We start from the raw sequence: 22578 nt of genomic DNA, 5'->3' as shown, positions 1-22578 counted from the left end.
CACAAGCTGTGTATATATCTAAGTTTTCTTACAATTTGATTGTTTAGTAATTTTATCATGCCGTCGTGGCTTCGGTTGGAGCTGCTGCGTTATTTTGCATACGAATAGCTTGGTTGCAGGCTGAGATAAAAGCTTTCGCTACAGCAACAAGCACATCCTGGTCAATGCCTGTGTTTTTGTAAGTTTGGCCACCCACTGAGATGGTGACTTCCGCTTCTCCTGTTGCTTTTTCACCTGTGGATAACGAATGAAGCTCCAGATCGGAGAAATCCACAGCCATCGGAATCGCTTGTCGAAGGCACTGCACGATTGCTTCAATCGGTCCTTCACCAGTCCCTGAGTACACATTTTCAACACCAGTTTGATTGTTCTTTACCGACACGGAGGCAACACGATTGCGGTCACTGCTAGAAACAACTTGCATATGTGTCAGTGTAAATGGCTCCATTTGCCCATCAACGGTTGAGCCTACAAGCTCCATAAGCTGGTCGTCAGTCACCATTTTCTGATCATCTGCTTTTTCTTTGAATCTGGTATAAAGTGTATCCAGTTCTTCTCCTGTGAGCTCGATGCCAAATTGCCCGACGCGATGCTTCAGTGCATGTCGTCCTGAGTGCTTGCCAAGGATGATCATGGACCGTGGAATGCCCAGCTTTTCCGGATCCATAATTTCGTACGTGTTACGATTTTTCAGCAGTCCGTCTTGATGGATACCTGCTTCGTGCTGGAAGGCATTACGGCCGACAATCGGCTTATTGTATGCAATCGGAAAGCCCATGATGCGGCTGACCATTTTGGATGTGTTGAAAATTTCACTGGATACGATCCCAGTTTCAACACCCATGGTCATCTTACGCGTCTCTATGGCCATAACGAGCTCTTCGAGAGAACAGTTGCCTGCGCGTTCTCCTACACCGTTAACGGTTACTTCCACATGTGTGACTCCTGCAGCAATAGCCGCAAGGCTGTTCGCGACAGCAAGACCCAAATCATTATGGCAATGCGCGCTGTACTCCACGGTATCGCCGCCCCTTACACTTTGCCGCACTCTTCGGAACATAGCTCCGTATTCTTCCGGCAGCGCGTAACCTACTGTGTCAGGAATGTTTAGTATCGTTGCTCCCTCAGCAATGACCGCCTCGAGTACTTCAAACAGGAATTCGTCCCCTGTTCGCGTTGCGTCCATCGGCGAGAATTCGATCCGATCAACGAATTGCTTCGTATAGGCGACCATTGAGCGAGCCATCTCTACCACCTGTTGACGGGATTTGCGAAGTTGAAAATCCAGGTGGATGTCCGATGAGGACAGGAACATGTGAATCCGTCTTGAAGCAGCATCCTGTGTGGCTTTTATCGCCGAGTCAATGTCTGCTTTAACAGCACGGGCGAAGCCGCAAATCTCTATGTTCTGCAGTTCCCGTGAAATTTGCTGCACCGCCTGAAAATCGCCAGGACTTGAAATCGGGAAGCCCGGCTCGATCGTATCCACGCCCATTTTCGCTAGCTGCCTTGCGATACGAATCTTCTCTTCCGGATACAGTGAGGCTCCTGGCGCCTGTTCACCATCTCTTAGTGTCGTGTCAAAAATACGAATGCGTCGATTTGTGTTTGTGTTGTTGATTTCCATGTTTATTCCTCCTCAAGGTTGGGCCAGACCTGCTGGCAATGATCTTTTATGGTTTGAAAATGAAAATGAATCGTGCTACGTCTGACTTATGTGTCTTCGCGTTACTTTAGTGCTGTTTTTCATCGCTAACGTAACTAACTTCGGCTTTTCTGTGACTTTAGGGACGTTTTTCACTCTTAAACCAGGTGATTTGAGGCAGACTCCTTATTGGATTCCCCGTTAGTGATGTTTTTCATCACTACAGCTCCTGATGGGGCTGGGGGCTGTAACCTTAGTGATGTTTTTCATCGTTACAGAAGCTACTGTTGGGCGGGCTGTGACTGTAGCGATGTTTTTCATCGTTACAGAAGCTACTGTTGAGATGGAAAGTCTCTGTAGTGATGTATTTCATTCTTACAGAAGCTACTGTAGAGCGGGCTGTGACTGTAGCGATGTTTTTCATCGTTACAGAAGCTCACCTTGACGGGAGCAGGCCAAGTTGGCTGCTTTTAGTCAATTGAGATGCCATCTCAAAAAAACAACAAAAAGACCCGTCATCTCCACATAAGAGACGACGGGTCTTCACCCAGCGCGGTACCACTCTTGTTGGCTCCAAGTTACGGAGCCCACCTCAGACATAGTGCAGCCCAACTAGCTGCTGCTCTACGTCACCCGTTCACGGAGGTCACCCGTTCATCCCTAACAGCATTTGATTCGCTGATCAGGATGACCGCTTCCAAGCGAGTTCGGGGCATTCACGGTCTGCGTCGCATCAACCCGCAGCTTTCTGTACCGTACAAGTGAGCCCTTACTACTCTTGTTCATGGCGTTTTTTGTATGTTTTCCTTGCTACTCTTGTTCATCGCGTTTTTGTGTATGTTTTCCTTACTACTCTTGTTCATTGCCTTGTTATATGTTCATATACCTTCTTCACATTCGTTCATGTTCGCTTCAAGTTTCAGAACAACCAAAAAAGCCTGCCATCTCTATATAAGAGACGACAGGCTTGAACCTTCCGCGGTACCACTCTAATTGATCCGAGCTGTTACACTCGAAACCACTCATGTACCTGATCACGGGGGTCAACCGTCAAGACCTACTTGGGTGCTGGATCCTTGGCATCCTTATCAGTCTTACCGCTCCCGGGCGAGTTCAGGTACCGTTTCGTCTGTGCTTTCACCAAGCGCACAGCTCTCTGAGCGAAACTACTGTTCCTTACTAATCCCGTTCGTTGCGTTTGAAAGTATTGATTGTGATTATAATATGCAGCTTTGGCAAAGTCAATACAGTTGTCAGAAAATTTATTTTATTGCCCTTACCACTCTTCAAGCTTGAGCTGAGGCTCTGCCTTCAGTTCCATGGAGTCGAATTCCTGCTTGTCCCACTTAAGGAAAGCGGCAGCGCCTATCATCGCAGCGTTGTCCGTGCAAAGGCCGAGCGGCGGCACGAGCAGAGGCACATTCAGCTGCTCGCAGCGCTCGGCGAGCCTGCTGCGCAGCCCTTTGTTCGCGGCGACACCGCCCGCGAGCAACAGCTGTTTCGCGCCGTATTCACGCACGGCGCGGTCAGCCTTCTCCACAAGCACGTCGATGACGGAGGCTTGGAAGCCCTTGGCAATCTGTGCGACTTGAACGGCCTCGCCGCGCATCTTGCTTTGGTTGACGACATTCAGCACAGCGGATTTCAATCCGCTGAAGCTGAAGTCGTAAGAGTCTGCCTCGAGCCACGAGCGAGGCATCTTGATCTCGGACTCGGCTTCCTGCGCAAGCCGATCCACATGCGGTCCGCCCGGGTAAGGCAGGCCCATCGCCCGCGCGATTTTGTCGTAGGCCTCGCCAGCCGCATCATCGCGCGTTCGCCCGATGATGCGGAATTGGCCCGGCCCCTCCATCAGAATCAACTCCGTGTGTCCACCGGACACAACGAGCGAGATCAATGGATACTCGAGCTCATGCACAAGTTGATTCGCATAAATATGTCCCGCAATATGGTGAACACCAATTAGCGGCAGATCTAAGGCACAGGCTAGCGCTTTGCCCGCAACGACGCCTACTAACAGGGCCCCGATTAATCCGGGTCCCTCAGTTACAGCAATCGCGGACAGCTCCTGCAGCGATACGCCCGCTTTTTCGACGGCTTCCTCCAGCATCCATGTGATCGACTCCACATGCTTACGGGAAGCCACCTCCGGCACCACACCGCCATAGCGTTGATGGGTTTCGATCTGGCTGGAAATCACATTGGAACGAATGATTTTACCATTTTCGACAATGGCTACGGAAGTTTCGTCACAGCTCGTTTCGATTGCCAAAATATAAACCGGCTTCGTGACGGGAGCTTCCTTTTGCTCTTGTCCTGTTTTACCTTTTAGGACATCCTTATCTATCTGTTGCCTCGTTCCACTCATTTGCTGTTGTCCCGCTTCACTCTCTAACTCTTTCCCTACTTCTCTTGTCAAATTCGTCACCTATCCGAAAGCCTCAGTCCCCGAGACTATCCTTTCTTCTCTTAGGCAAGTCTGCCCACATAATGACAGCATCCTCGCGATTATCCGTGTAATATCCTCTACGCACGCCAACAGAGCGGAAACCGACTTTTTCGTACAAATTTTGCGCAACATAGTTCGAGGCTCGCACCTCAAGTGTCATCCGAATAGCCCCTAAAAAAGCAGCTGTTTTCATCAGCTCCCGAAGCAAACGTTCCCCTAGCTTACGTCCTCTATACGTATCCCGAACTGCCACATTCGTGACATGCGCCTCTTCCATGATAAGCCACATGCCGCCATACCCGGCGACCTCACCTTCGATATCCATAATCATATAATGAGCGAACTGATTGTTCGTTAATTCATTTTCGAATGCACCTTTTGTCCAAGGCGTCGTGAATGCTTCTTGTTCAATTTCACAAATATAAGGGATGTCTTCCATTCGCATGGAACGGAACACCAACGAGTTTTCGGTTGTTTGCGGTTGTCGCTGCTCCATCATCAATGATCCCCTTTCTTCGTCTTAATCCCGGCCAGTAAATTGGCTTCGGCTTCCGGAAGTCTGGTGTAGTTGGGGACAAATGTATGCACATCTGCCTTCTCCCCTTTGGCCAACCTCGGATAGGCTAGTCTCCCGATATATTCCGCTTCAATGCCATAGGAAAGGATACGAACGACTCCGTCCCAATCCCGTGCGAATTGTTCAAGCTCTGCCATGAAGCCCTCGTTTTCACCCACAAACAGAATCTCTTGTGGCCTTTGTCCTTGCGAAGATGAGGCTGCTTGTTTAACGATTTGCTCCGTCCAAGATCCAATAACGCGAATGCCATCAGGCAGTACTTCTTGCCAGCTTGCTTCTAACTCTCCACTAGCTGTCATGGGGGAAGCACCCTCATAGGCATAAACGGCTGTAAAAGCCTGCTTTCTCCTGCCATCCATGAGCGGAACCACCCAAGTTGGCCCATTTCCGGTCGCGCTCTGCTCCTTCATAGCACCGCCAAGTGCCATTGCTTCTAAGCTGGACACACCAATAAGATCCAGACCTAACGACCATGCGAATGTTTTGGCAACAGACACGGCAATACGAACCCCTGTATAGGAACCGGGGCCTTGGCCCACAGCGACCGATTGAAGGTCCTTGGGTTTGAGATGTAAACTCGCAAGCAAATCTTGAATATGGGGAAGAAGCCCGATCGAGTGATTCCGTTCAGCGTGGGAGCTGACCTCGCCCAGCATGGCGCCATTTTCCAAAATAGCAACTGTCATTGCAGATGTTGAGGTATCGATGGCTAAGCATCGTCCTAAATTCATTGTCCGTTCTGTCATTGTAAATGTCCGTTCTCCTTCATTTGTACACACCAGCTCTGATACGTGTCTCCGTACGGAGTCAGGTGAAATACTCTGGTTTGATCATCTTTTTGGACAATCGTGATAGCTAGTCGCTCTGTCGGTAGAAGGTCTTCAATTAAGCTTGACCATTCGATCAGCGTAACGCCCGCTCCATAAAAGTAATCGTCGAGCCCTAATTCATCCGCTTCCTCTTGGGAAATGCGGTACATATCCATATGGTAGAAAGGAAGCTCAGCTCCCTCATATTCTTTGATAATGGTAAATGTAGGCGAGTTGACGGTTTCGGTAATTCCCATCGCTCTGGCAAAGCCTTGCGAAAACCTCGTTTTTCCCGCACCCAGATCGCCATCTAGTGTAAAGACCGTTCCAGGCTGCAAATTAGCGGCCAGCAATCTCCCCAGTTTATCGGTATCTTCCTCATGCCGGGAGTTATACGTAAATGTGGATTGAGGCAAGTAAATCTCATCCCTTTCTTTCCGTTTGCGCGTGCTGCTCTTATTATAGTCCTCGCTAGTAGGCAACATCAACTCTGTAATTGAAAAAGCCCGCCCCGAAATGACTCGGAGCAGGCTTTGCTGTTCTTTCACATCCACTAATGGACCTCTTCTAACTCTTGAACCGCAACGACCCGAGTATCTGCAGGGTTTTCTTCTGCATGAACTTTGGCAACTGCTTTGCCAGAATCCACACTGTCGATCCAGACAGGGAGGCCGTTTAACTCGACGTGAATCTTCTCATCTGCGGCTAAAATTTCTTGAGCGCGATGAATGTTCATGGCTCATCCAATACGGATTCCGGATGATCCATCGTATCCGTTGTCGTGGATTCGATTAATCCATTGTGCATGGTGACGTTACCGCCTCCCAAGCCTTCATTAATCATGCGATCAATGTCCATGAAATGATCATCTTTGCCTTCATTGATCGTATCTTGGAATGCATTTGAATCTTGTGCCATCCGTAATCCCTCCTTAGCTTAGATTAGCTCATGTTGATCAACTTTCGCTTTTAAAGTACCCACTATCGAGGTAATCCATTCTCTTAAATCCCTACCGTATAAAGGAATTAAATCAAGAGAATACTAGTACAATCACGATTATTGGGGAGGAATCATAAGATGCATACGGTTTGGAAAGGCGCGATTAGCTTCGGACTTGTTCATGTGCCTGTGAAAATGTTTTCGGCTACGGAAGATAAAGATATCTCAATGCGTTATATACATAAAACTTGTATTACACCACTCTCCTATGTACGTAAATGCCAGACTTGTGAGAAGGAAGTAGAGTGGGAGGAAATTTCCAAGGGATATGAGTATGAACCTGGACGTTTCGTTATTTTTGAGAAGGATGAATTGGAAAATATCTCAGGCGAAGCGAATAAAGAGATCAAAATTCTGGATTTCGTCAACTTGACAGATATTGATCCGGTTTATTTTCAAAAGACTTACTATCTTGGGCCTGGAGATACAGGGTCTGGCGCCTATCATTTGCTGCTGGATTCCATGCGTCAAACCGGCAAAATCGGCATCGCCAAAGTCTCGATCCGCTCCAAGAGCTCACTAGCCGCCATTCGAGTTATCGAGAACTGCCTCGCTATGGAAACTATCTTTTACCCGGATGAGATTCGTCCGATTTCTCAAGTCCCCAACCTTCCCGAGAAAGTCACCGTGAACGAGCGTGAAATGGAAATGGCGAAGATGCTCATCAGCCAGCTATCGACACCTTTTGAACCTGAGAAGTATAAAGATGAATACCGCGGCCGCTTGCTCGAAGCAATCGAACATAAGGTGGCTGGGGAAGAAGTCCAATCGGCGCCTGCGCTTCAGAAAACGAGCGTTATTGATCTCATGGCCGCGCTGCAAGCTAGCCTTGACGCCACGAAATCGACGGACGAAAAAGTAACTTTAGGTGAGGACGCCAGTGTCACTGAGGTCAAGAAGCCGAAAGCGAAACCGAGAGCCAAAAAAGTCAAAGAACCGGTAACGTGAAGGTGAATAGGACGCAAATAAAGCGCTGATTCTTGAGATTCAAGGATTAGCGCTTTTGCTTTATTCTGTTTTTTATCATCTACATATTCTGTGCAAAGGTGCAATCCGCTTTATCCATTTGAACAAAGGCTTGAATGCTGGGATGCCTCATCGTCCCGTGGGGAGTCCATTCAAGAAATTGGATTTTCGCCGTTAACTTGGGTTCAATCCAAATGGCTTCTTTGCTCCGTTCAGGCTCGTTAATAAATGGCTTTTGTGACCTCGTCATCGGTTCAACGATCTTCGTCAATTGACGCCAATCTTCTCTGCTTAATTTCCCAGTGCCGGCGTGACCTATATAAATAAAATGGCCATCTTTGTCGTATAACCCAAGCATTATCGCATTGACAACACCCGCCCTAACCGTTACCCCGCCAATCACAGCAAATAGGTCTCGGAAAATCTTCTTCTTCACCCAACGGCTGTCTTTTCCCCCAATAGCATAAGTACTGTTGAGGTCCTTACATACAACCCCCTCCATGCCGTGCTCCTTCATAACATCAAAGAGTTTGTTTCCATCCGCAATATTTTGCGTAATTTGAAATTGAGGCAAAGGTGTAATCACTTCGTGAAGTATCTTCTGTCGCTCGGATAATGGCTTATCCACGACCCACTTGCCATTGTACATGAGGATATCAAAAATCATATATGTAATAGGCGTCTGTGTGATGGCTCTATCTATGCTTTGGCTTTTCCGTAAAGATTCCCTCTTCATAATCTCGTGAAAGGCAGGCTTTTTTTGATCAAATGCTATGATTTCCCCGTCTAAGATGACAGAAGAAGCCGAACAATATGTTTTTATTTCTAGCAGCTCGGGGTACTGTTTGGTTCGGTCATTACATCTGCGATTCACTAAACGAACATCATTTCCATCAAAATAGGTTAGCATTCTGACGCCGTCCCACTTGATTTGTGCCACCCAATTATCGGATGTTGGAATCGTTTCCGTGCTGATCGGCTCGAAAGGAAATACGGGCTTAAGTTCCATGTGGTTCTCCCATGTTTGATATGTTCTCTTCATTGTTGCCATTATTAAAAAAGAACAAACCAAGCTAAGACTACGTCCGCCTTTAGATTAAAATCATAAAATGATCAACCTTACGCCCGTTATCTACTAGTTGCTATCAGCTAATAGTGTCTACCCCTAGACATGTTGTACTTTGTACAACAAAAGCAAGCAAATCCGCGCTATTTTCAAAATTGTTGCAGAAAATACACCATTTACTCCAAGAAATAGCTCCATAGCATGAAATATGGCTAAATTGTTGTACAAACTGCAACATCTACAGCATATTGAGAAGAAAGTAGAGAGATTGTTGTACACTGTACAACTTCCGTGCATAAAGCCGATAAAAACTAGCCTCACAAGAAACCAATTCATCCTCCTTCCTTAAAATAGAATAAACACTCACTTCCACTATATAATTAAATAATTATATAAGCATTGACAAATGAAACCGAAATTGAGAAAATGACAAAGAATTTTTTTGTACTTTACACCTTACGAAGGGGGTGCAGCTTTGGTTGAAATAGATAAAGTCGCGGACGTTTGCAAGCTGTTGGGGGATAAAATGCGGCTCACGATTCTTTCGCTTCTTAAGGAACGTGAGCTTTGTGTGTACGAAATCGTGGAAATCATGAATACCAGCCAGCCTAATGTGAGCCAACATATGCGGAAATTGAAGGACGGCGGCTTGGTTAAGGAAGCCAAGAAGGGGCAATGGGTATATTACTCATTAAACATTGACGATAAGCCCTATTTGCATGTATTATTTCAATATTTGCCTTCTCAAAAAGAAAAGGTAGATATCATATCTTGTGAACAATTGGATTGCTGCGACTAGCAGATACTTACAACTTAGGAGGTTTAAGAGTAATACATGGTTTACTTAGCACTTATCATCTTTTTACTTACACTGACCTTCGTTATTTGGCAGCCTAGAGGGCTGAATATTGGATGGTCCGCATCAGCAGGTGCCATTCTGGCACTCCTCTTTCAGGTTGTTTCTCTAAATGACGTCGTTACTGTGACAGGCATTGTATGGAATGCGACTTTGACTTTTGTCGCTATTATTCTAATCTCCCTCATCTTAGACAACATTGGATTCTTTGAATGGTCTGCCCTTCATATGGCACGAATTGCCAAAGGGAACGGGAAGGTCATGTTCGTCTATGTTATCCTGCTCGGGTCAGCTGTTGCTGCACTATTCTCTAATGATGGCGCCGCGCTAATTCTAACGCCAATTGTTCTAGCTATGGTTCGTGCCTTGAAATTCCCGGATAAAATGATTCTGCCGTTCATTATGGCCAGTGGTTTTATAGCGGATACGACATCCCTTCCTTTTGTTGTGAGCAACTTGGTGAACATCGTATCGGCTGACTTTTTCGGTATTGATTTTGTCACTTATGCTAGCCGAATGTTTATTACAAGTCTAATCTCATTAGCTGCCAGTTTGCTTGTGCTGTTCCTGTATTTTAGAAAAGACATTCCTCAAAACTACGATATCACTCAGCTTAAGCGTCCTTCTGAAGCGATTAAGGATATTCAGCTATTTCGATTATCTTGGGTCATTCTTGGGATCCTAGTAGCTGCTTACCTAATCAGTGGTTTTATTAAAATTCCTGTTTCCATTATAGCCGGGGTCGCTGCACTTAACTTCATTCTGATTGCCCGATCGAGCAAGGTGATCCAAACCAAAAAAATCATCAAAGATGCGCCATGGGCTGTCGTGATTTTTTCAATCGGCATGTACGTAGTTGTTTATGGATTAAAGAACGCTGGCTTAACCAATGCTCTTGGAGAACTAATTGAAATCATTTCAGGTCAAGGATTGTTCCTTGCCACCATAGGGATGGGTTTCCTAGCCGCTATACTTTCCTCTGTTATGAATAACATGCCGACGGTAATGATTGATGCGCTAGCAATCAAGGGCACTCAAACAGTGGGAATCATTCGTGAAGCTCTCATCTATGCCAATGTCATAGGCTCCAATTTAGGGCCTAAAATCACTCCAATCGGCTCGCTCGCGACTTTATTATGGCTCCATGTCCTATCCAAAAAAGGTGTGAAAATCACCTGGGGGTACTATTTTAAAATAGGCGTCATCCTTACGATCCCAACATTGTTAATCACGTTAATTGGTCTGTACCTATGGTTAAACGTAGTTTCATAATCGACCTATAAGGAGATGTTCCGTATGGACAAAAAAATCGTATATTTTCTATGCACGGGAAATTCTTGCCGCAGTCAAATCGCAGATGGGTATTTGAAAGCTTTGGGAAGTGACAAATATGAAGTGAAGAGTGCCGGTCTGGAGGCTCACGGATTAAACCCAAGAGCAGTTGCCACGATGAAGGAAGATGGCATTGATATCTCTACTCATACCTCTGATGTGATTGACCCTGAAATTTTGAGTCAAGCGGATTACATCATTACATTGTGTGGTCACGCCAATGACAACTGCCCAGTTGTGCGTAATGATAAAGCAGAAAGATGGCACTGGGGCTTCGATGACCCGGCCAAAGCAACAGGAACTGAAGAAGAAATTACTGCCAAATTCCGCGAGGTTCGCGATGCCATTAAAGCCCGTATTGGGCAGTTCGTAAAAGAAGGTAACTAAGATGATCAAAAGAATGCACGTCGCGGTGAATTGTTCCGATCTTCACAAGGAGGATTCCGAGTTTGAATCCGCGGGAGAGCCTTTGGATGCCTCATTATGCTGTGCGCCACCGTCCGCACCTGTAAAGGCAACTATAGAATTCATGCCATTTAAGAAAAAATAAGGAGGGCATATCCATGCCAAAAAATTACCAAGCCTTAATCGAAGATAAAATCTTCTTTGGCGGTGCCTCTGACGTTGAGGACATGATCAAGAACGAGAACGTTGAAGTGATTGTTGATCTACGCGGAGAAGCCACGGAGTGTGCTTTCCCAGCCGGTAACGTCGAATGGATTCAAGTCCCCCTTGGAGACAACGCCGAAGTACCACAGGATCAGCTCTTTCAGCAAGCAATCGATCACGTTATAGAGGCTTATAACAGTGGTAAAAAGGTTGGCTTTCACTGTGGCGGAGGCAAAGGCCGTACCGGAGCTGTAGCTATCGGGACTTTGATCTCATTGGGCAAAAGCCAGACCATCGAAGAAGCGGAGAAAATAGCTCAAAGCATTCGTCCAGTCGTGAATGTTAGAGCCCCTCAACGTGAGGCTCTTGAGAAACTATTTAATAAATAAACCATAAAAACTAGACCCCTGAGCAAATTTGCTTAGAGGCCTATTTTTTTGCTATTTTTTAACGCTGCTTATCTAAGATCATCGATTTATTCATCCAATCTAGTTCTACATCGAGGGTCTTAAATCGGAAACCAACGTCAAATTTGCTTATTTGAGGTTGCAATGACTCCATATTCTCAGTCGAATGATGTTATAAAAAGTGCAACAATTTCAGCCTAAATCTCGCCTTTTCCCCTTCGTTGTTGCATTATGTACAACAATTTGGTCCAATATAGGCCATTTCGTAACAAATGGGTTCAAAATGTTGTACAAACTGCAACATCGAGTTGCGAATAGACTTTTGGCGTGTGAATTGTTGTAAAAAATACAACATTGTTAACCACTATAGCCCACTTGCCCTCACAAAAGCTGAATGACTCTATAATCGAACTTTAGAGTTTTGAATACCAGTGTGAGGACATAATGAATCAATGGACTGGTCTATCTTTCAATAATTTGCTCACGTTTCGGTCCAATGGAGACCCAACGAATAGGCACACCAATCAATTTCTCAATGTGAAGCACATAATTCTGAGCTTCAATTGGGAGATCGTTAAACAACCGGATATGTGAGATATCACACTTCCATCCCGGCATTTTTTCATAGACCGGCTCTGCTTGCTGTAATTGTGAGGTATGCGGGAAATCCATGCTAATCTCATTTTGAATACGATAAGCGTTACATATTGGAATTTCCTCCAGATAGCCCAGCACATCTAGATTGGTTAGTGCAACCTCGGTTGCGCCCTGCAGCCCACAGCCATACTTGGTCGCAACGGCATCGAACCATCCTACGCGCCTTGGCCTGCCGGTTGTTGCCCCGAATTCTCCCGCATCCCCGCCACGCGTACGTAACTCATGGGCAGCCTCGGCATGAATTTCGGATACAAATGGCCCTTCGCCAACACAGCTTGAATAAGCCTTCGTTACAGCGACAACTTTCTTGATGGCATAGGGAGGAACGCCTGCCCCAACAGCAGCGTATCCAGCCAAAGTGGATGAAGATGTCGTATAAGGATAAATACCATGATCAGGATCTCGTAACGCTCCCAACTGCCCCTCAACTAATACCGATTGTCCTTTTGCTAATGCATCTTGCAGCAATGTTGTCGTATTGCACACAAATGGCTGAATGAATGCCGCTTGCTGCTGCACTTCATCAATAAGCTGATCTACATCCAGAGGAGCCTTTTTATATAAATGAGTGAGAAGTATATTTTTGGACTCCAATGCCCTAGTTAACTTTGACCTTAAATGACTTTCATCAAATAATTCGGATACTTGTATGCCAAGCTTCGCATATTTATCCGCATAGAATGGCGAAATCCCTTGCTTGGTGGACCCAAACTTCCTATCCCCTAAACGTTCCTCCTCCAACTCATCGAAAAGAATGTGATAAGGAAGCACGACTTGCGCGCGTTCAGAAATACATAACTTAGGCTCAGGTACGCCTCGCTTCACTAATTCCTGAAATTCACTTTGGAGCTTACTCATATTTAAGGCAACACCAGGCCCTATAACATTCGTGGTTCCAGGATAAAACACTCCAGAGGGAAGCATATGCAGCGCAAATTTGCCATAGTCGTTAATAATCGTATGCCCTGCATTGCTCCCACCTTGGTACCTAACTACAAACTGGGAATGAACGGCAAGCACATCTGTTAATTTCCCCTTGCCCTCGTCGCCCCAATTCGCTCCCACAATAGCTGTAACAGTCATCTTAAGATCACCCTCCTATTGAAATAACTCCATACAACTAAGTATAATGACAATATTATTATTACAAAAATTAATATTACTAATACTTAATATTAACAGTATTGATATTAGGGAGATGAACGAACGATGATTCACAATATGGAGCTATATCAAGTCTTCTATATCACGGCAAAAGCGGGAAGTCTATCCAAGGCAGCTGATGAATTATTTGTTACACAACCAGCTGTTACGCATTCGATTAAACAATTAGAGGCAAAACTGGGTGGGCAATTATTTTTCCGCACATCCAGAGGAGTAACATTAACAACGGAGGGGCGCGAGCTATTCACCTATATTGAGCAGGCTTACCACTTTATTCTTAACGGTGAAAGAAAAATTACGGAGATGCATCAGCTTACGCACGGAGAGGTGAAAATTGGAGCCGGGGATACGCTCTGTAAACATTTTCTTTTGCCGCATCTTAAGCAATTTCACGAAGCGTTCCCCAAAGTAAAGATACAAGTAACGAACAGAACCACAACGGAGACGATTACTCTGCTAAAAGAGGGGAAAATCGACCTAGGCATCGTCAATCTCCCTATTTCTGATCCTCATATCTCCATTCAAGAAAGCATTATCATTCATGACTGTTTCTTGGCAGGGGAAGCGTACAAGCATCTTACAGTGACCCCCATTTCTCTCGAGAAGTTGCTTGAGCATCCGGTTATCCTGTTAGAGAAAGGGAGCAGCACCCGCGCCTACTTAGATCATTTTGCTGAAGGGCACGGTTTGTCCATGAAGCCAGAGATTGAGCTTGGCAGTGTTGATTTACTTATCGAATTTGCTAGAAATGGCTTCGGTATAGCTTGCGGGATCAGAGAGTTTGTCACTCAAGAACTTTTGGACGGAACGTTGTATGAAATTCGCTTAACAACACCTATCCCAGCCAGAAAAGTTGGTATTATTAAATTAAAGAGCACACCCCTATCTGCTGCTGCCACTCATGTGTATGATACTTTAAGACAAATATAAAAAAGTGCTAACTGACTGCAGTTAGCACTTCTTTTCAGCCATAGCCGTCTTCTAAAGCTCCGACAAATACTTTTTTACAGCCTCTACAGCTTCTTTCCTATTTCCAGCCTTGATAACGACTCTGTCTTGTTCATATTGCTTCATCGCATGCTCATAGCGCGGATCATAGTAATGCATCAGAAGCAGCCTGACGGCATTCTCATAGTGCTGTTCTTGAAGATTTGTCTCGATTTCTTTGGCAATTGGTGTATGGATGCGATTTTTAATATGCTTAAACGCAAATAAAATATCCGGCTGATTTTCGAAAGGTCTGTAATCCTCGATAATATGCTGAACACGTTCTTCGATCGGCATTTCGATAAAAATCTGCTTGGCAGCTTCTTTTTTTTGAACGAGAAACTGGGGAAGAACGACTTTGCCTATTCGTTTGCTTTCTCCCTCTATTAAAACGTAAGGCGCTGATTCAAGCTTCAATAGTTGTCCAACGAGTAAGGATTCGAACGTCTTTTGGTTATGCGATTTCAGGCCAATTTCTCCAAAAATGGAGCCTCTATGACCCGCCATCCCTTCAAAATCCAAGACAGGATAGCCCTCTTCCAGAAGACTGCGCAAAATTGCCGTTTTTCCGGTTCCCGTGTTTCCCAGAATAACGTGGGCAGGGGGCTTAAAATCTCCAAGCTGCTCTAGTGTACTTACAACCCACTTCCGATAGGCCCGAATACCTCCTGTCAACCGGTAAACCCGAATACCCATCAGCGACAATACAGTTGCTGTTGTTTTACTCCTCATTCCGCCGCGCCAGCAGAAAACGACCTTCGGTTCCTTGATTTGCTCGAAAGACTTCACAAAAGCAGGCAGCTTCGCAGAAACGATCTCCAGCCCTCTATCCTTAGCTGCTTGTACGCTCACTTGCTTATACAGGGTACCGATCTCGGCACGCTCTGCATCCTCAAATATGGGTATATTCAGGCTGCCTGGGAAAGTACCATCTTCAAATTCGGAAGAGGAACGAACGTCGATCGGAATGATCTCTTTTTTATTTTGCAGGGTAAGTAATTCTTCGATGGTGATATCTTGAAACAATGGATTTTCGCTCCTTTAACTTACAACAATGCGTCCAGGATGTTCTGCCGTAATTTCGCCAATCAAGCTCGCTTCTACGCCGGCATCCTTCAGTTTGCGATACAATTCATCCGCCTGCTCTCCATCAACAGAGATGAGGAGACCGCCCGAGGTGACCGCGTCGCACAAAATCCATTGGCTAATTTGATCCAACGTTTCAGCAAATGTGATCGATTCCTGTACATGAGCAAAGTTGTTCTTGGTGCCTCCAGGAACGAATCCCTCTTCGGCAAGCTCTCGCACTCGCGGCAATACAGGTACATCTTGCGCAGTTATGCGAATACCCACGCCGCTGCCTTTGGCCATTTCTAGAGAATGTCCCATTAAACCAAAGCCCGTCACATCCGTGCAGGCATGAACGTTATAAGGCTCCATCGTTTCCGCCGCCGTCTTATTCAGCGTTGCCATCACCTGCGTGACTCGCTGAATTTCTTCCTCATTCAATCGATCCTTTTTGATCGAGGTCGTCAGAATACCAACGCCAATCGGCTTCGTTAAGATCAATTTATCTCCGGGCTTAGCTCCTGCATTGGTGCGAATTTTCCCTGGGTGCACCAATCCCGTTACGGCGAGTCCAAACTTCGGCTCGTTATCATCGATGGAATGACCACCTACTAGTGTAATTCCCGCCTCTATCATTTTATCCCCAGCACCGCGTAAAATATCGGCAAGCACTTGCTTGGGAAGCGTTTTAATCGGAAAAGCCACAATGTTTAATGCCGTTAATGGCTTACCGCCCATCGCATAAATATCACTGATAGCATTCGCCGCAGCTACTTGTCCGAATGAATAGGGGTCATCAACGATCGGAGTGAAGAAATCTACGGTTTGAACGAGCGCAAGCTCTTCACTTAGTTTATAAACACCTGCATCATCGCTCGTATCTATCCCAACCAGAAGATTTGGGTTAGCAACTGTAGGCGGCAAAGATTTTATCACTTGAGAAAGATCTCCCGGACCGATCTTGCATCCGCATCCACCTTTTGTGGAGTAGGAGGTTAGTTTGATTTTATCCCCAGTCGTCATTTGGCTTCTATCCCTTCATTTTCACACTATGTATGTATCCATGATAACCGATTGACCACAAAAATAAAAACGAACATCTCTTATCCGTGAGGTGAATCACAGAGCAGAATGTTCGTTTTTGGTCATCAACGTTTGGTATGCAGCGACTTTAAGTTTGCTTCAATGGAAACACGTTGGTTTTCTAAGAATGGCGGGAGGGAAAGCGATTCGCCCAGCGTCTCAAGGGGTTCATCCGTAGCAAAGCCCGGACCATCGGTCGCTAGCTCAAACAGAATGCCATTCGGCTCGCGGAAGTATAAGGATCGGAAATAGAATCGATCTACGAAACCTGAGTTAGGCAAACCAGCTTTGTTAAGGATTTCAGCCCAAGCCAGCAGTTCTTCCTTGTCTTCAATACGGAAAGCCACGTGATGAACGCCGCCGCCGCCTTGACGTGAAACCGGCAGATCGCTGCGCGGCTCGACCTGGACTTCGGCCCCAGACCCACCTTCGCCTACTTGCATGACAATGATATCTTCTTCTCCTTTAGCCAGCGCGGGAATGCGTTCTTTCTCCGCGAAGCCTAGTAAGCGAAGCGCTGCCAGTGTGGATTCCGGCTTCCGTACGGTAAGCTTCACTGGGCCTAGTCCGGTGATGCCGTACGAAACGGGAACCACACTTTTTTCCCACGGCTTCCCGCCCTTAACACCTGTATTATTTTCATCGGAAACGATGGCTAGCTGCTGACCTTCCGGATCTTCGAAAAAAATGACTTTACGTCCCGCAAAATCCTCCACAGGGGAGTACTTCACACCATGTTCCTTGAATCGCTCTATCCAATACGAAAGCGCGTCGTCATTCGCAACACGAAGAGATGTACCTGAGATACTGCTTACCCCTGCAGCATTAGGTCCAACCCCGGGAAAATCAAAAAAAGTAAGCTCTGTTCCCGGATTCCCCTTTTCATCTCCATAAAACAAATGATAAGCCGTTGTATCGTCTTGATTGACTGTTTTTTTGACAAGCCGCATGCCAAGCACCTCGGTGTAGAACTGGAAGTTCGCTGCTGCGTCCCCTGTCATCGCGGTTACATGATGAATACCTTTTACGTTCAAATCTATCCGTCCTCTCTAAACATGCTCAGACCTCTGATCAAACACAACTGGTAGTTTAACCTTAACCTACTCGTAGTATGAGCTATGATGTACCCAGTATCTTCTTTCCGCGCGGCTGCAAACCATTCGGATCTGGCTCTAACGTAACGCCAAAGGAGTCGATTTGGAAATCCTTCACCTTTACAGGGATGCTGTATGTCAGCACACCAGTACCCTTCTCGTCTACACGGAGCGTACCGCAATTGTATCGCTTCCCGCTTCGGTTATACCAAACCTGATAGGCCCAATCCCCTTGCGTCTCCTTAAGGCCTTGCAAATTAATGACCACATTGTGGATATCGCCATTTTGCAGCACATAAGCTGTGCCAGAGGCTGTTGGCATTGTACTTTCAACGGATTTCAATTGGAACGTATGAACGATTTCCGCAGGTTGATTTAAAGAGGGGTTGGCTGAAAAGTTTTTGGGTTGTTGATTGTTCCACCATACACCTACAACGAGGCCTAAGATAATGGCTGCAGCCCCACCATAAACCCATTTGAACGAACGTTTTTTCTTCTTTTTCTGGATCGCCTTCAGTTCAGTCGGGATAATAGACTGCATAACCTGTTGCTTCAAATCCGAGGGGACTTCTACTTCCTCCATCTCAAAAGGAAGTGCCTGCCAGACCTCCTGCAGCTCGCTTAATTCTTCCCGACATGTGACACAAGTTCGCAGATGCCGTTCGAAAGCAGCGCGTTCCCACTCTGTGCAGTCGCCTGTCAAATAATTGACAAGATGACTGCATTCCACAGTCTCCTGTTCTTTCATTACGTCATCCCTCCCTCAGTGATGTCAGGTGCTTCCGAAGTATTTTCAAACCTTGGTGCAAACGGCTTTTTATCGTACCAAGCGGCTCATTCGTTTGAGTCGCAATTTCGCTTAGAGAATAGCCTTGCCAGTACATCATGTCGATCAATTGTATTTGGCTATCCGACAAATGCACATAAGCCTCTTGAATTTGCTCTCCTATCCATTTACGTGACATGACCGATTCTGGATCAGGATCGCTCGAAATAAGCGTATGTTCCCACTCTCTAGGCTCAAATTGGATCACTTGATCGAGTCTCCGCTTCTTGCGCAAGCAATCGATCGTGATATTACGGGTAACCGTGATCACCCAGTTGACGAATGCACCTTTGCTTGCGTCAAAGCCCTTTTCTGTGGTCCAAAGACGTGTGAAAACAAGCTGGACAATCTCTCTGGCCGCTTGCTCTTCCTTCATGGATTTCAGCGCAAATGAATACACTAGCTTCGCATAGCGATCGTAAAGCTCCTCTAAAGCAGGATGGTGCTTAGCCATCACCAGCTTCATGAGCTCACCATCTGTTCGATTTCGCATAATTCGGTACACCCCGAGTCGAAATGAAGTTTATTATCTTTCTACCTTATCGCCAGCTAGACTTCTTGGCAATAGCTTTATAGAAAAATAGCGCCCCAACGCCGCTGAATCTGCCAGCATGTTGGAGCGCAATAAACCTACAGGGTCGACTAGAAGTTATCTAGCTGTGGTTTGAGCCGGGTCGAGGACGAACCAGACTTTTCCTACATTTTGTCCGGTTGTATCACCGGGATTGTGATCCTTGATCCAGTAATAAAGCGGCCAGCCTTTGTACGTGCTTTGTTTTGTGCCATCGTTCCGAGTAAGGGTACCGAAATCGCTGCTAGTTAGGTCCGAGGAAACCGTAAGGTTCGCATCATAGAAGATCGGCCAGTTAACCAAACATTGGCCTACGCAGGAGTTAGGATCCGCTTTATCTTTTGTGAACAAGTACAAAGCCATGCCGTTTGCATCCACCAAATACGTGCCAAGAGCGTCGGATTTACTTGTTTTTACAGATGTATTCGCCGCCTTGGTGCCACTGAATTTCGCAGGATCAATCACGTACCAGACTTTACCAACATCCTGGCCTAACGTGTCTCCCATTTTCTTATCATCTACCCAATAGTACAGAGGGAAATCTTTGTACGTTGTTTGCATTTTGCCATCTGCACGAATGAGCGTGCCGAAATCTGCTGAATTAACTCCTGTTGGAGGCGAGATATTCGGTGCGTAGAATAATGGCCATTTCTCCAAGCATTTGCCGGAGCAATTGCTGACGCCCTTCGTATCTTTATCATAGTAGTAAAGTGCCATGCCGTTTGCATCTGTCAAATAATTGCCTAGATCGGTTTTGGTGCCTAGCGCCACGCCGCCATTCGAGGGTTTAATAACGAACCAGACCTTACCAACGTTGTCTCCTGTGGTATCTCCGGCTTTTTGATCCTTGACGAAGTAATATAAAGGCCAGCCCTTATAGGTCAGTTGTTCTTTGCCGTCAGCACGTACGAATACTTTGAAATCCGCTGCGCTAAACTCCGCAGGAACCGTGAAATTATTGCCGTTAAAGATCGGCCAGTTGGCCAAACATTGACCCACACATGAATTCACATCTGCTGCATCCTTAGTAAAATAATAAAGCGTCATGCCTTTGGAGTCCGTTAGATAACTACCCAACGTATCGCTTTGCTTCAAGCTGAGTTCTGCGTTCCCCAGCACTTCTAACTTTGTCGCACTGATTTTACCTTTATCCGTCAAATCAGCGCCTAGCGTTTTCGTAGTTCCTTTGATTGGCACCTTCAGAGCTTCGATGGTTGCTGTAGCGATATGTAAGTTTTTGAATTGCTTCACGTTAGCAATCTTCGATAAGCCATTTTTCCCGGCAAAGGCAAATACGTTCGCATACTCGAAATCCGTGCCTTGTGTGTAGCCTAGCGATTCCAACAGAACCTTATAATATTGCTGAGCTGTAATTCCTGCGAGCGGTTCGAATTTATCGTCGCCGGTTCCCTGCCAGCCTAAATCAGGATGCGCTTTCAAATAACCTAGAATCGCTTGATTCTCTTTGGAAACGCCGCTGGCATCCTTAAAGCTTGTGGTTCCGGTGAAAGCTAACGCTTCAGCTTCCAATCCTTTTAATCTTAGGGACATCACCGCGGCTTGCAGCCTTGTAGTTGGCTTGTTTAAGTATTCAACCGTCAGCCCATTGCCCTCTCCTTGGAGGATACCAATATCCCCTGCTATATCCGTTTCGGATTTGACCTTCAGAGGCTCAGCCGCGACTGCCGATAAAGCCGTCACTCCCGCCATAAGACCTAATAACACTAGGGAAGATATGAATACTCTTTTAAAATTACCCATGCTCGATTATTCCTCCTTAAATTTTCTATCTAAGGTAACGATGTGGAGCTGCAAGCGGTTTTATCAATTGTGAAAAAGGTAAAGTTTTTTTTAAGCAACGACATGCATTGCGAAGGTTCGAAAATCTACTTTTCACCCTTCAAGCGCCCAACTCGCCTCGGTTCTCACTACATTTAAGCGCGTTTTCGGAGCCTATTTCATTTACTCCTCAGCGAAAGCGCGTTTTCCGCGCTTTCGCGCCTGTGCCGCACTCTCCACCTCTGCTGAAAGCGCAGAAATCGACTTCTCAGCCCCCAAGCGTCCAACTCGCCTCGGTTCTCACTGCATTTAAGCGCGTTTTCGGAGCCTATTTCATTCACTCCTCAGCGAAAGCTCCATTTCCGCGCTTTCGCACCTGCGCCGGACTCTCGACTTCAGCTCAAAGCGCGGAAATCGACTTCTCAGCCCCCAAACGCCCAATTCGCCTCGGTTCTCGCTACATTTAAGCGCGTTTTCGGAGCCTATTTCATTTACTCCTCAGCGAAAGCGCGTTTTCCGCGCTTTCGCGCCTGCGCCGCACTCTCCACTTCAGCTGAAAGCGTGGAAATCGACTTCTCAACCCCCAATCGCCCAACTCGCCTCGGTTCTCACTACATTTAAGCGCGTTTTCGGAGCCTATTTCATTCACTCCTCAGCGAAAACGCGTTTTCCGCGCTTTCGCGCCTGTGCCGCACTTCTTACATCACTAGGCTTGTATTCCAAGTTTAGTGGATACATGATATAACTGTCTGGTTTCGTTCTTCTACGCAAAAAACCACCCCACCGTCATAGGACGAATGGGAAGGCTTTTCTATAAGGGACGAATTGATGACTGGAATTGCATATCTTATTGGAAAAACTTCACGCGATTTTCAAGCGGTTGGAACTCTTTATCACCTGGAGTAAAGGTTGGTTTACCGAATGGCATTTGGGCAAGCAGCTTCCACTCGCTTGGAAGGTTCCACGTTTGTGCAACTTCCTCGTTAATCAAAGGATTGTAGTGCTGCAGCGACGCGCCCAAACCTTCTTGCTCCAGTGCCGTCCATACGACAAATTGAAGCATGCCTGAGGATTGATTGGACCAGATCGGGAAATTGTCAGCGTAAGCAGCAAATTGCTTTTGCAGATTCTCTACTGTCGTCTCATCTTCAAAGAACAAAACAGTTCCATACCCGCTTTTGAAACTATCGATACGTTCCTCTGTTGGCGCGAAGCTGTCAGCAGGTACGATCTTTCTCAGTGTTTCCTTCGTAATGTTCCACAATTTATCGGATTGCTCACCGAATAATACAACAACTCTTGCGCTTTGTGAATTAAAAGAAGACGGTGTATGTTTCACAGCCTCGTTCACAATCTCTTGGATACGTTCATTCGAAACGACCACGTCTTTACTCAGTCCATAGTACGTACGTCTTTCTTTGACAGCAGCTAAAAATGAGTTACTCATATTTATCTCTCCTCTGGTTCTATCTTCTGATAGAATTAAGTTTTAATATACAAATAAGAACTAGCTTCCACTTCATATGTTACTTACTAAATATTATTAACTTTCATAAGTATCATTCGAATCCAGCTTTTTGTCAAGCCTAATTTCATCACATTTCAACAGGTCATCGAAGTTTGAGATCCCTCCC

The 22578-nt window shown here is 46.0% G+C and carries 22 protein-coding genes and 2 other annotated features; of the genes, 6 read left to right on the top strand and 16 right to left on the bottom strand.

What is annotated here, in order from left to right; genetic code table 11:
- Positions 1 to 55: 55 nt before the first annotated feature.
- From ASD40_RS20260 to ASD40_RS20230, 7 genes are all read right to left on the bottom strand, one after another.
- Positions 56 to 1627 (bottom strand): 2-isopropylmalate synthase, encoded by a 1572-nt coding sequence (locus tag ASD40_RS20260; RefSeq protein WP_057304949.1) that lies wholly within the window; start codon positions 1625 to 1627, stop codon positions 56 to 58.
- Positions 1628 to 2170: 543 nt separating this feature from the next.
- Positions 2171 to 2440 (bottom strand) — a binding site (T-box leader).
- Between the two features lie 156 nt (positions 2441 to 2596).
- Positions 2597 to 2847 (bottom strand) — a binding site (T-box leader).
- A gap of 74 nt (positions 2848 to 2921) precedes the next feature.
- The gene (tsaD, locus tag ASD40_RS20255) at positions 2922 to 4064 is read right to left on the bottom strand and encodes a tRNA (adenosine(37)-N6)-threonylcarbamoyltransferase complex transferase subunit TsaD (protein ID WP_235549319.1); all 1143 of its coding nucleotides are present in this window, start codon (positions 4062 to 4064) and stop codon (positions 2922 to 2924) included.
- A 22-nt stretch (positions 4065 to 4086) separates the two neighbouring features.
- A complete protein-coding gene (gene rimI, locus ASD40_RS20250; RefSeq protein WP_174806667.1) occupies positions 4087 to 4593 on the bottom strand; it encodes a ribosomal protein S18-alanine N-acetyltransferase in 507 nt (168 codons plus the stop codon).
- The gene (gene tsaB, locus ASD40_RS20245; RefSeq protein WP_057304948.1) at positions 4593 to 5417 is read right to left on the bottom strand and encodes a tRNA (adenosine(37)-N6)-threonylcarbamoyltransferase complex dimerization subunit type 1 TsaB; all 825 of its coding nucleotides are present in this window, start codon (positions 5415 to 5417) and stop codon (positions 4593 to 4595) included. The genes rimI and tsaB overlap by 1 nt, the downstream gene beginning before the upstream one ends.
- A complete protein-coding gene (gene tsaE / locus ASD40_RS20240) occupies positions 5414 to 5896 on the bottom strand; it encodes a tRNA (adenosine(37)-N6)-threonylcarbamoyltransferase complex ATPase subunit type 1 TsaE (protein WP_057305116.1) in 483 nt (160 codons plus the stop codon). The genes tsaB and tsaE overlap by 4 nt, the downstream gene beginning before the upstream one ends.
- A gap of 137 nt (positions 5897 to 6033) precedes the next feature.
- Positions 6034 to 6216, bottom strand: a complete 183-nt coding sequence (locus ASD40_RS20235) for an H-type small acid-soluble spore protein (protein ID WP_057304947.1) — start codon at positions 6214 to 6216, stop codon at positions 6034 to 6036.
- A complete protein-coding gene (locus ASD40_RS20230; protein WP_057304946.1) occupies positions 6213 to 6398 on the bottom strand; it encodes a hypothetical protein in 186 nt (61 codons plus the stop codon). The genes ASD40_RS20235 and ASD40_RS20230 overlap by 4 nt, the downstream gene beginning before the upstream one ends.
- A gap of 159 nt (positions 6399 to 6557) precedes the next feature.
- On the opposite strand from ASD40_RS20230, the gene ku reads away from it, so the two are divergent.
- Positions 6558 to 7427, top strand: coding sequence for a non-homologous end joining protein Ku (gene ku, locus ASD40_RS20225; protein WP_057304945.1), 870 nt, complete (start codon positions 6558 to 6560; stop codon positions 7425 to 7427).
- Between the two features lie 79 nt (positions 7428 to 7506).
- On the opposite strand, the gene ASD40_RS20220 is transcribed toward ku, so the two are convergent.
- Positions 7507 to 8454, bottom strand: a complete 948-nt coding sequence (locus ASD40_RS20220; RefSeq protein WP_057304944.1) for an ATP-dependent DNA ligase — start codon at positions 8452 to 8454, stop codon at positions 7507 to 7509.
- A 583-nt stretch (positions 8455 to 9037) separates the two neighbouring features.
- On the opposite strand from ASD40_RS20220, the gene ASD40_RS20215 reads away from it, so the two are divergent.
- From ASD40_RS20215 to ASD40_RS20200, 4 genes are all read left to right on the top strand, one after another.
- A complete protein-coding gene (locus ASD40_RS20215; RefSeq protein ID WP_057305115.1) occupies positions 9038 to 9310 on the top strand; it encodes an ArsR/SmtB family transcription factor in 273 nt (90 codons plus the stop codon).
- Positions 9311 to 9346: 36 nt separating this feature from the next.
- Positions 9347 to 10639 (top strand): arsenic transporter, encoded by a 1293-nt coding sequence (locus tag ASD40_RS20210; protein ID WP_057304943.1) that lies wholly within the window; start codon positions 9347 to 9349, stop codon positions 10637 to 10639.
- A 24-nt stretch (positions 10640 to 10663) separates the two neighbouring features.
- Positions 10664 to 11086: an arsenate reductase (thioredoxin) gene (gene arsC / locus ASD40_RS20205; protein ID WP_057304942.1), complete on the top strand. Its 423-nt coding sequence runs from the start codon at positions 10664 to 10666 to the stop codon at positions 11084 to 11086.
- A 176-nt stretch (positions 11087 to 11262) separates the two neighbouring features.
- Positions 11263 to 11697, top strand: coding sequence for a protein-tyrosine phosphatase family protein (locus ASD40_RS20200; RefSeq protein WP_057304941.1), 435 nt, complete (start codon positions 11263 to 11265; stop codon positions 11695 to 11697).
- Positions 11698 to 12177: 480 nt separating this feature from the next.
- Here ASD40_RS20200 and ASD40_RS20195 read toward each other — a convergent pair whose 3' ends face one another.
- Positions 12178 to 13455, bottom strand: coding sequence for an adenylosuccinate synthase (locus ASD40_RS20195; protein WP_057304940.1), 1278 nt, complete (start codon positions 13453 to 13455; stop codon positions 12178 to 12180).
- A 126-nt stretch (positions 13456 to 13581) separates the two neighbouring features.
- Between ASD40_RS20195 and ASD40_RS20190 the strand changes: the two genes are divergently transcribed.
- Positions 13582 to 14466: a LysR family transcriptional regulator gene (locus ASD40_RS20190; protein ID WP_057304939.1), complete on the top strand. Its 885-nt coding sequence runs from the start codon at positions 13582 to 13584 to the stop codon at positions 14464 to 14466.
- Positions 14467 to 14517: 51 nt separating this feature from the next.
- Here ASD40_RS20190 and mnmH read toward each other — a convergent pair whose 3' ends face one another.
- The 7 genes from mnmH to ASD40_RS20155 all read right to left on the bottom strand — a co-directional run bounded on the left by mnmH (position 14518) and on the right by ASD40_RS20155 (position 22391).
- Positions 14518 to 15549 (bottom strand): tRNA 2-selenouridine(34) synthase MnmH, encoded by a 1032-nt coding sequence (gene mnmH / locus ASD40_RS20185; RefSeq protein ID WP_057304938.1) that lies wholly within the window; start codon positions 15547 to 15549, stop codon positions 14518 to 14520.
- Positions 15550 to 15564: 15 nt separating this feature from the next.
- Positions 15565 to 16614, bottom strand: coding sequence for a selenide, water dikinase SelD (gene selD / locus ASD40_RS20180; RefSeq protein WP_057304937.1), 1050 nt, complete (start codon positions 16612 to 16614; stop codon positions 15565 to 15567).
- 125 nt (positions 16615 to 16739) lie between these two features.
- A complete protein-coding gene (locus ASD40_RS20175) occupies positions 16740 to 17708 on the bottom strand; it encodes a ring-cleaving dioxygenase (protein ID WP_057304936.1) in 969 nt (322 codons plus the stop codon).
- Positions 17709 to 17790: 82 nt separating this feature from the next.
- Positions 17791 to 18516: an anti-sigma factor gene (locus ASD40_RS20170; protein WP_057304935.1), complete on the bottom strand. Its 726-nt coding sequence runs from the start codon at positions 18514 to 18516 to the stop codon at positions 17791 to 17793.
- 4 nt (positions 18517 to 18520) lie between these two features.
- A complete protein-coding gene (locus ASD40_RS20165; RefSeq protein ID WP_057304934.1) occupies positions 18521 to 19087 on the bottom strand; it encodes a sigma-70 family RNA polymerase sigma factor in 567 nt (188 codons plus the stop codon).
- Between the two features lie 156 nt (positions 19088 to 19243).
- A complete protein-coding gene (locus ASD40_RS20160) occupies positions 19244 to 20926 on the bottom strand; it encodes a hypothetical protein (RefSeq protein ID WP_057304933.1) in 1683 nt (560 codons plus the stop codon).
- 865 nt (positions 20927 to 21791) lie between these two features.
- The gene (locus ASD40_RS20155) at positions 21792 to 22391 is read right to left on the bottom strand and encodes a nitroreductase family protein (RefSeq protein WP_057304932.1); all 600 of its coding nucleotides are present in this window, start codon (positions 22389 to 22391) and stop codon (positions 21792 to 21794) included.
- Positions 22392 to 22578: the final 187 nt, after the last annotated feature.

The sequence above is a fragment of the Paenibacillus sp. Root444D2 genome, assembly GCF_001426375.1.
Lineage (GTDB): Bacteria > Bacillota > Bacilli > Paenibacillales > NBRC-103111 > Paenibacillus_E.
This window is presented reverse-complemented; position numbering and strand designations above follow the sequence as displayed.

Bases quoted from the DNA above. Each gene is read 5' to 3' on its own strand.
- ASD40_RS20165 (WP_057304934.1), bottom strand. From the start codon at position 19,087: ATGCGAAATCGAACAGATGGTGAGCTCATGAAGCTGGTGATGGCTAAG.
- ASD40_RS20215 (WP_057305115.1), top strand. From the start codon at position 9,038: ATGCGGCTCACGATTCTTTCGCTTCTTAAGGAACGTGAGCTTTGTGTG.
- ASD40_RS20170 (WP_057304935.1), bottom strand. From the start codon at position 18,516: ATGAAAGAACAGGAGACTGTGGAATGCAGTCATCTTGTCAATTATTTG.
- ASD40_RS20235 (WP_057304947.1), bottom strand. From the start codon at position 6,216: ATGAACATTCATCGCGCTCAAGAAATTTTAGCCGCAGATGAGAAGATT.
- arsC (WP_057304942.1), top strand. From the start codon at position 10,664: ATGGACAAAAAAATCGTATATTTTCTATGCACGGGAAATTCTTGCCGC.
- ASD40_RS20195 (WP_057304940.1), bottom strand. From the start codon at position 13,455: ATGACTGTTACAGCTATTGTGGGAGCGAATTGGGGCGACGAGGGCAAG.
- ASD40_RS20260 (WP_057304949.1), bottom strand. From the start codon at position 1,627: ATGGAAATCAACAACACAAACACAAATCGACGCATTCGTATTTTTGAC.
- ASD40_RS20210 (WP_057304943.1), top strand. From the start codon at position 9,347: ATGGTTTACTTAGCACTTATCATCTTTTTACTTACACTGACCTTCGTT.
- ku (WP_057304945.1), top strand. From the start codon at position 6,558: ATGCATACGGTTTGGAAAGGCGCGATTAGCTTCGGACTTGTTCATGTG.
- ASD40_RS20155 (WP_057304932.1), bottom strand. From the start codon at position 22,391: ATGAGTAACTCATTTTTAGCTGCTGTCAAAGAAAGACGTACGTACTAT.
- ASD40_RS20230 (WP_057304946.1), bottom strand. From the start codon at position 6,398: ATGGCACAAGATTCAAATGCATTCCAAGATACGATCAATGAAGGCAAA.
- ASD40_RS20190 (WP_057304939.1), top strand. From the start codon at position 13,582: ATGATTCACAATATGGAGCTATATCAAGTCTTCTATATCACGGCAAAA.
- ASD40_RS20200 (WP_057304941.1), top strand. From the start codon at position 11,263: ATGCCAAAAAATTACCAAGCCTTAATCGAAGATAAAATCTTCTTTGGC.
- rimI (WP_174806667.1), bottom strand. From the start codon at position 4,593: ATGATGGAGCAGCGACAACCGCAAACAACCGAAAACTCGTTGGTGTTC.
- ASD40_RS20160 (WP_057304933.1), bottom strand. From the start codon at position 20,926: ATGGGTAATTTTAAAAGAGTATTCATATCTTCCCTAGTGTTATTAGGT.
- selD (WP_057304937.1), bottom strand. From the start codon at position 16,614: ATGACGACTGGGGATAAAATCAAACTAACCTCCTACTCCACAAAAGGT.
- tsaB (WP_057304948.1), bottom strand. From the start codon at position 5,417: ATGACAGAACGGACAATGAATTTAGGACGATGCTTAGCCATCGATACC.
- ASD40_RS20220 (WP_057304944.1), bottom strand. From the start codon at position 8,454: ATGGAACTTAAGCCCGTATTTCCTTTCGAGCCGATCAGCACGGAAACG.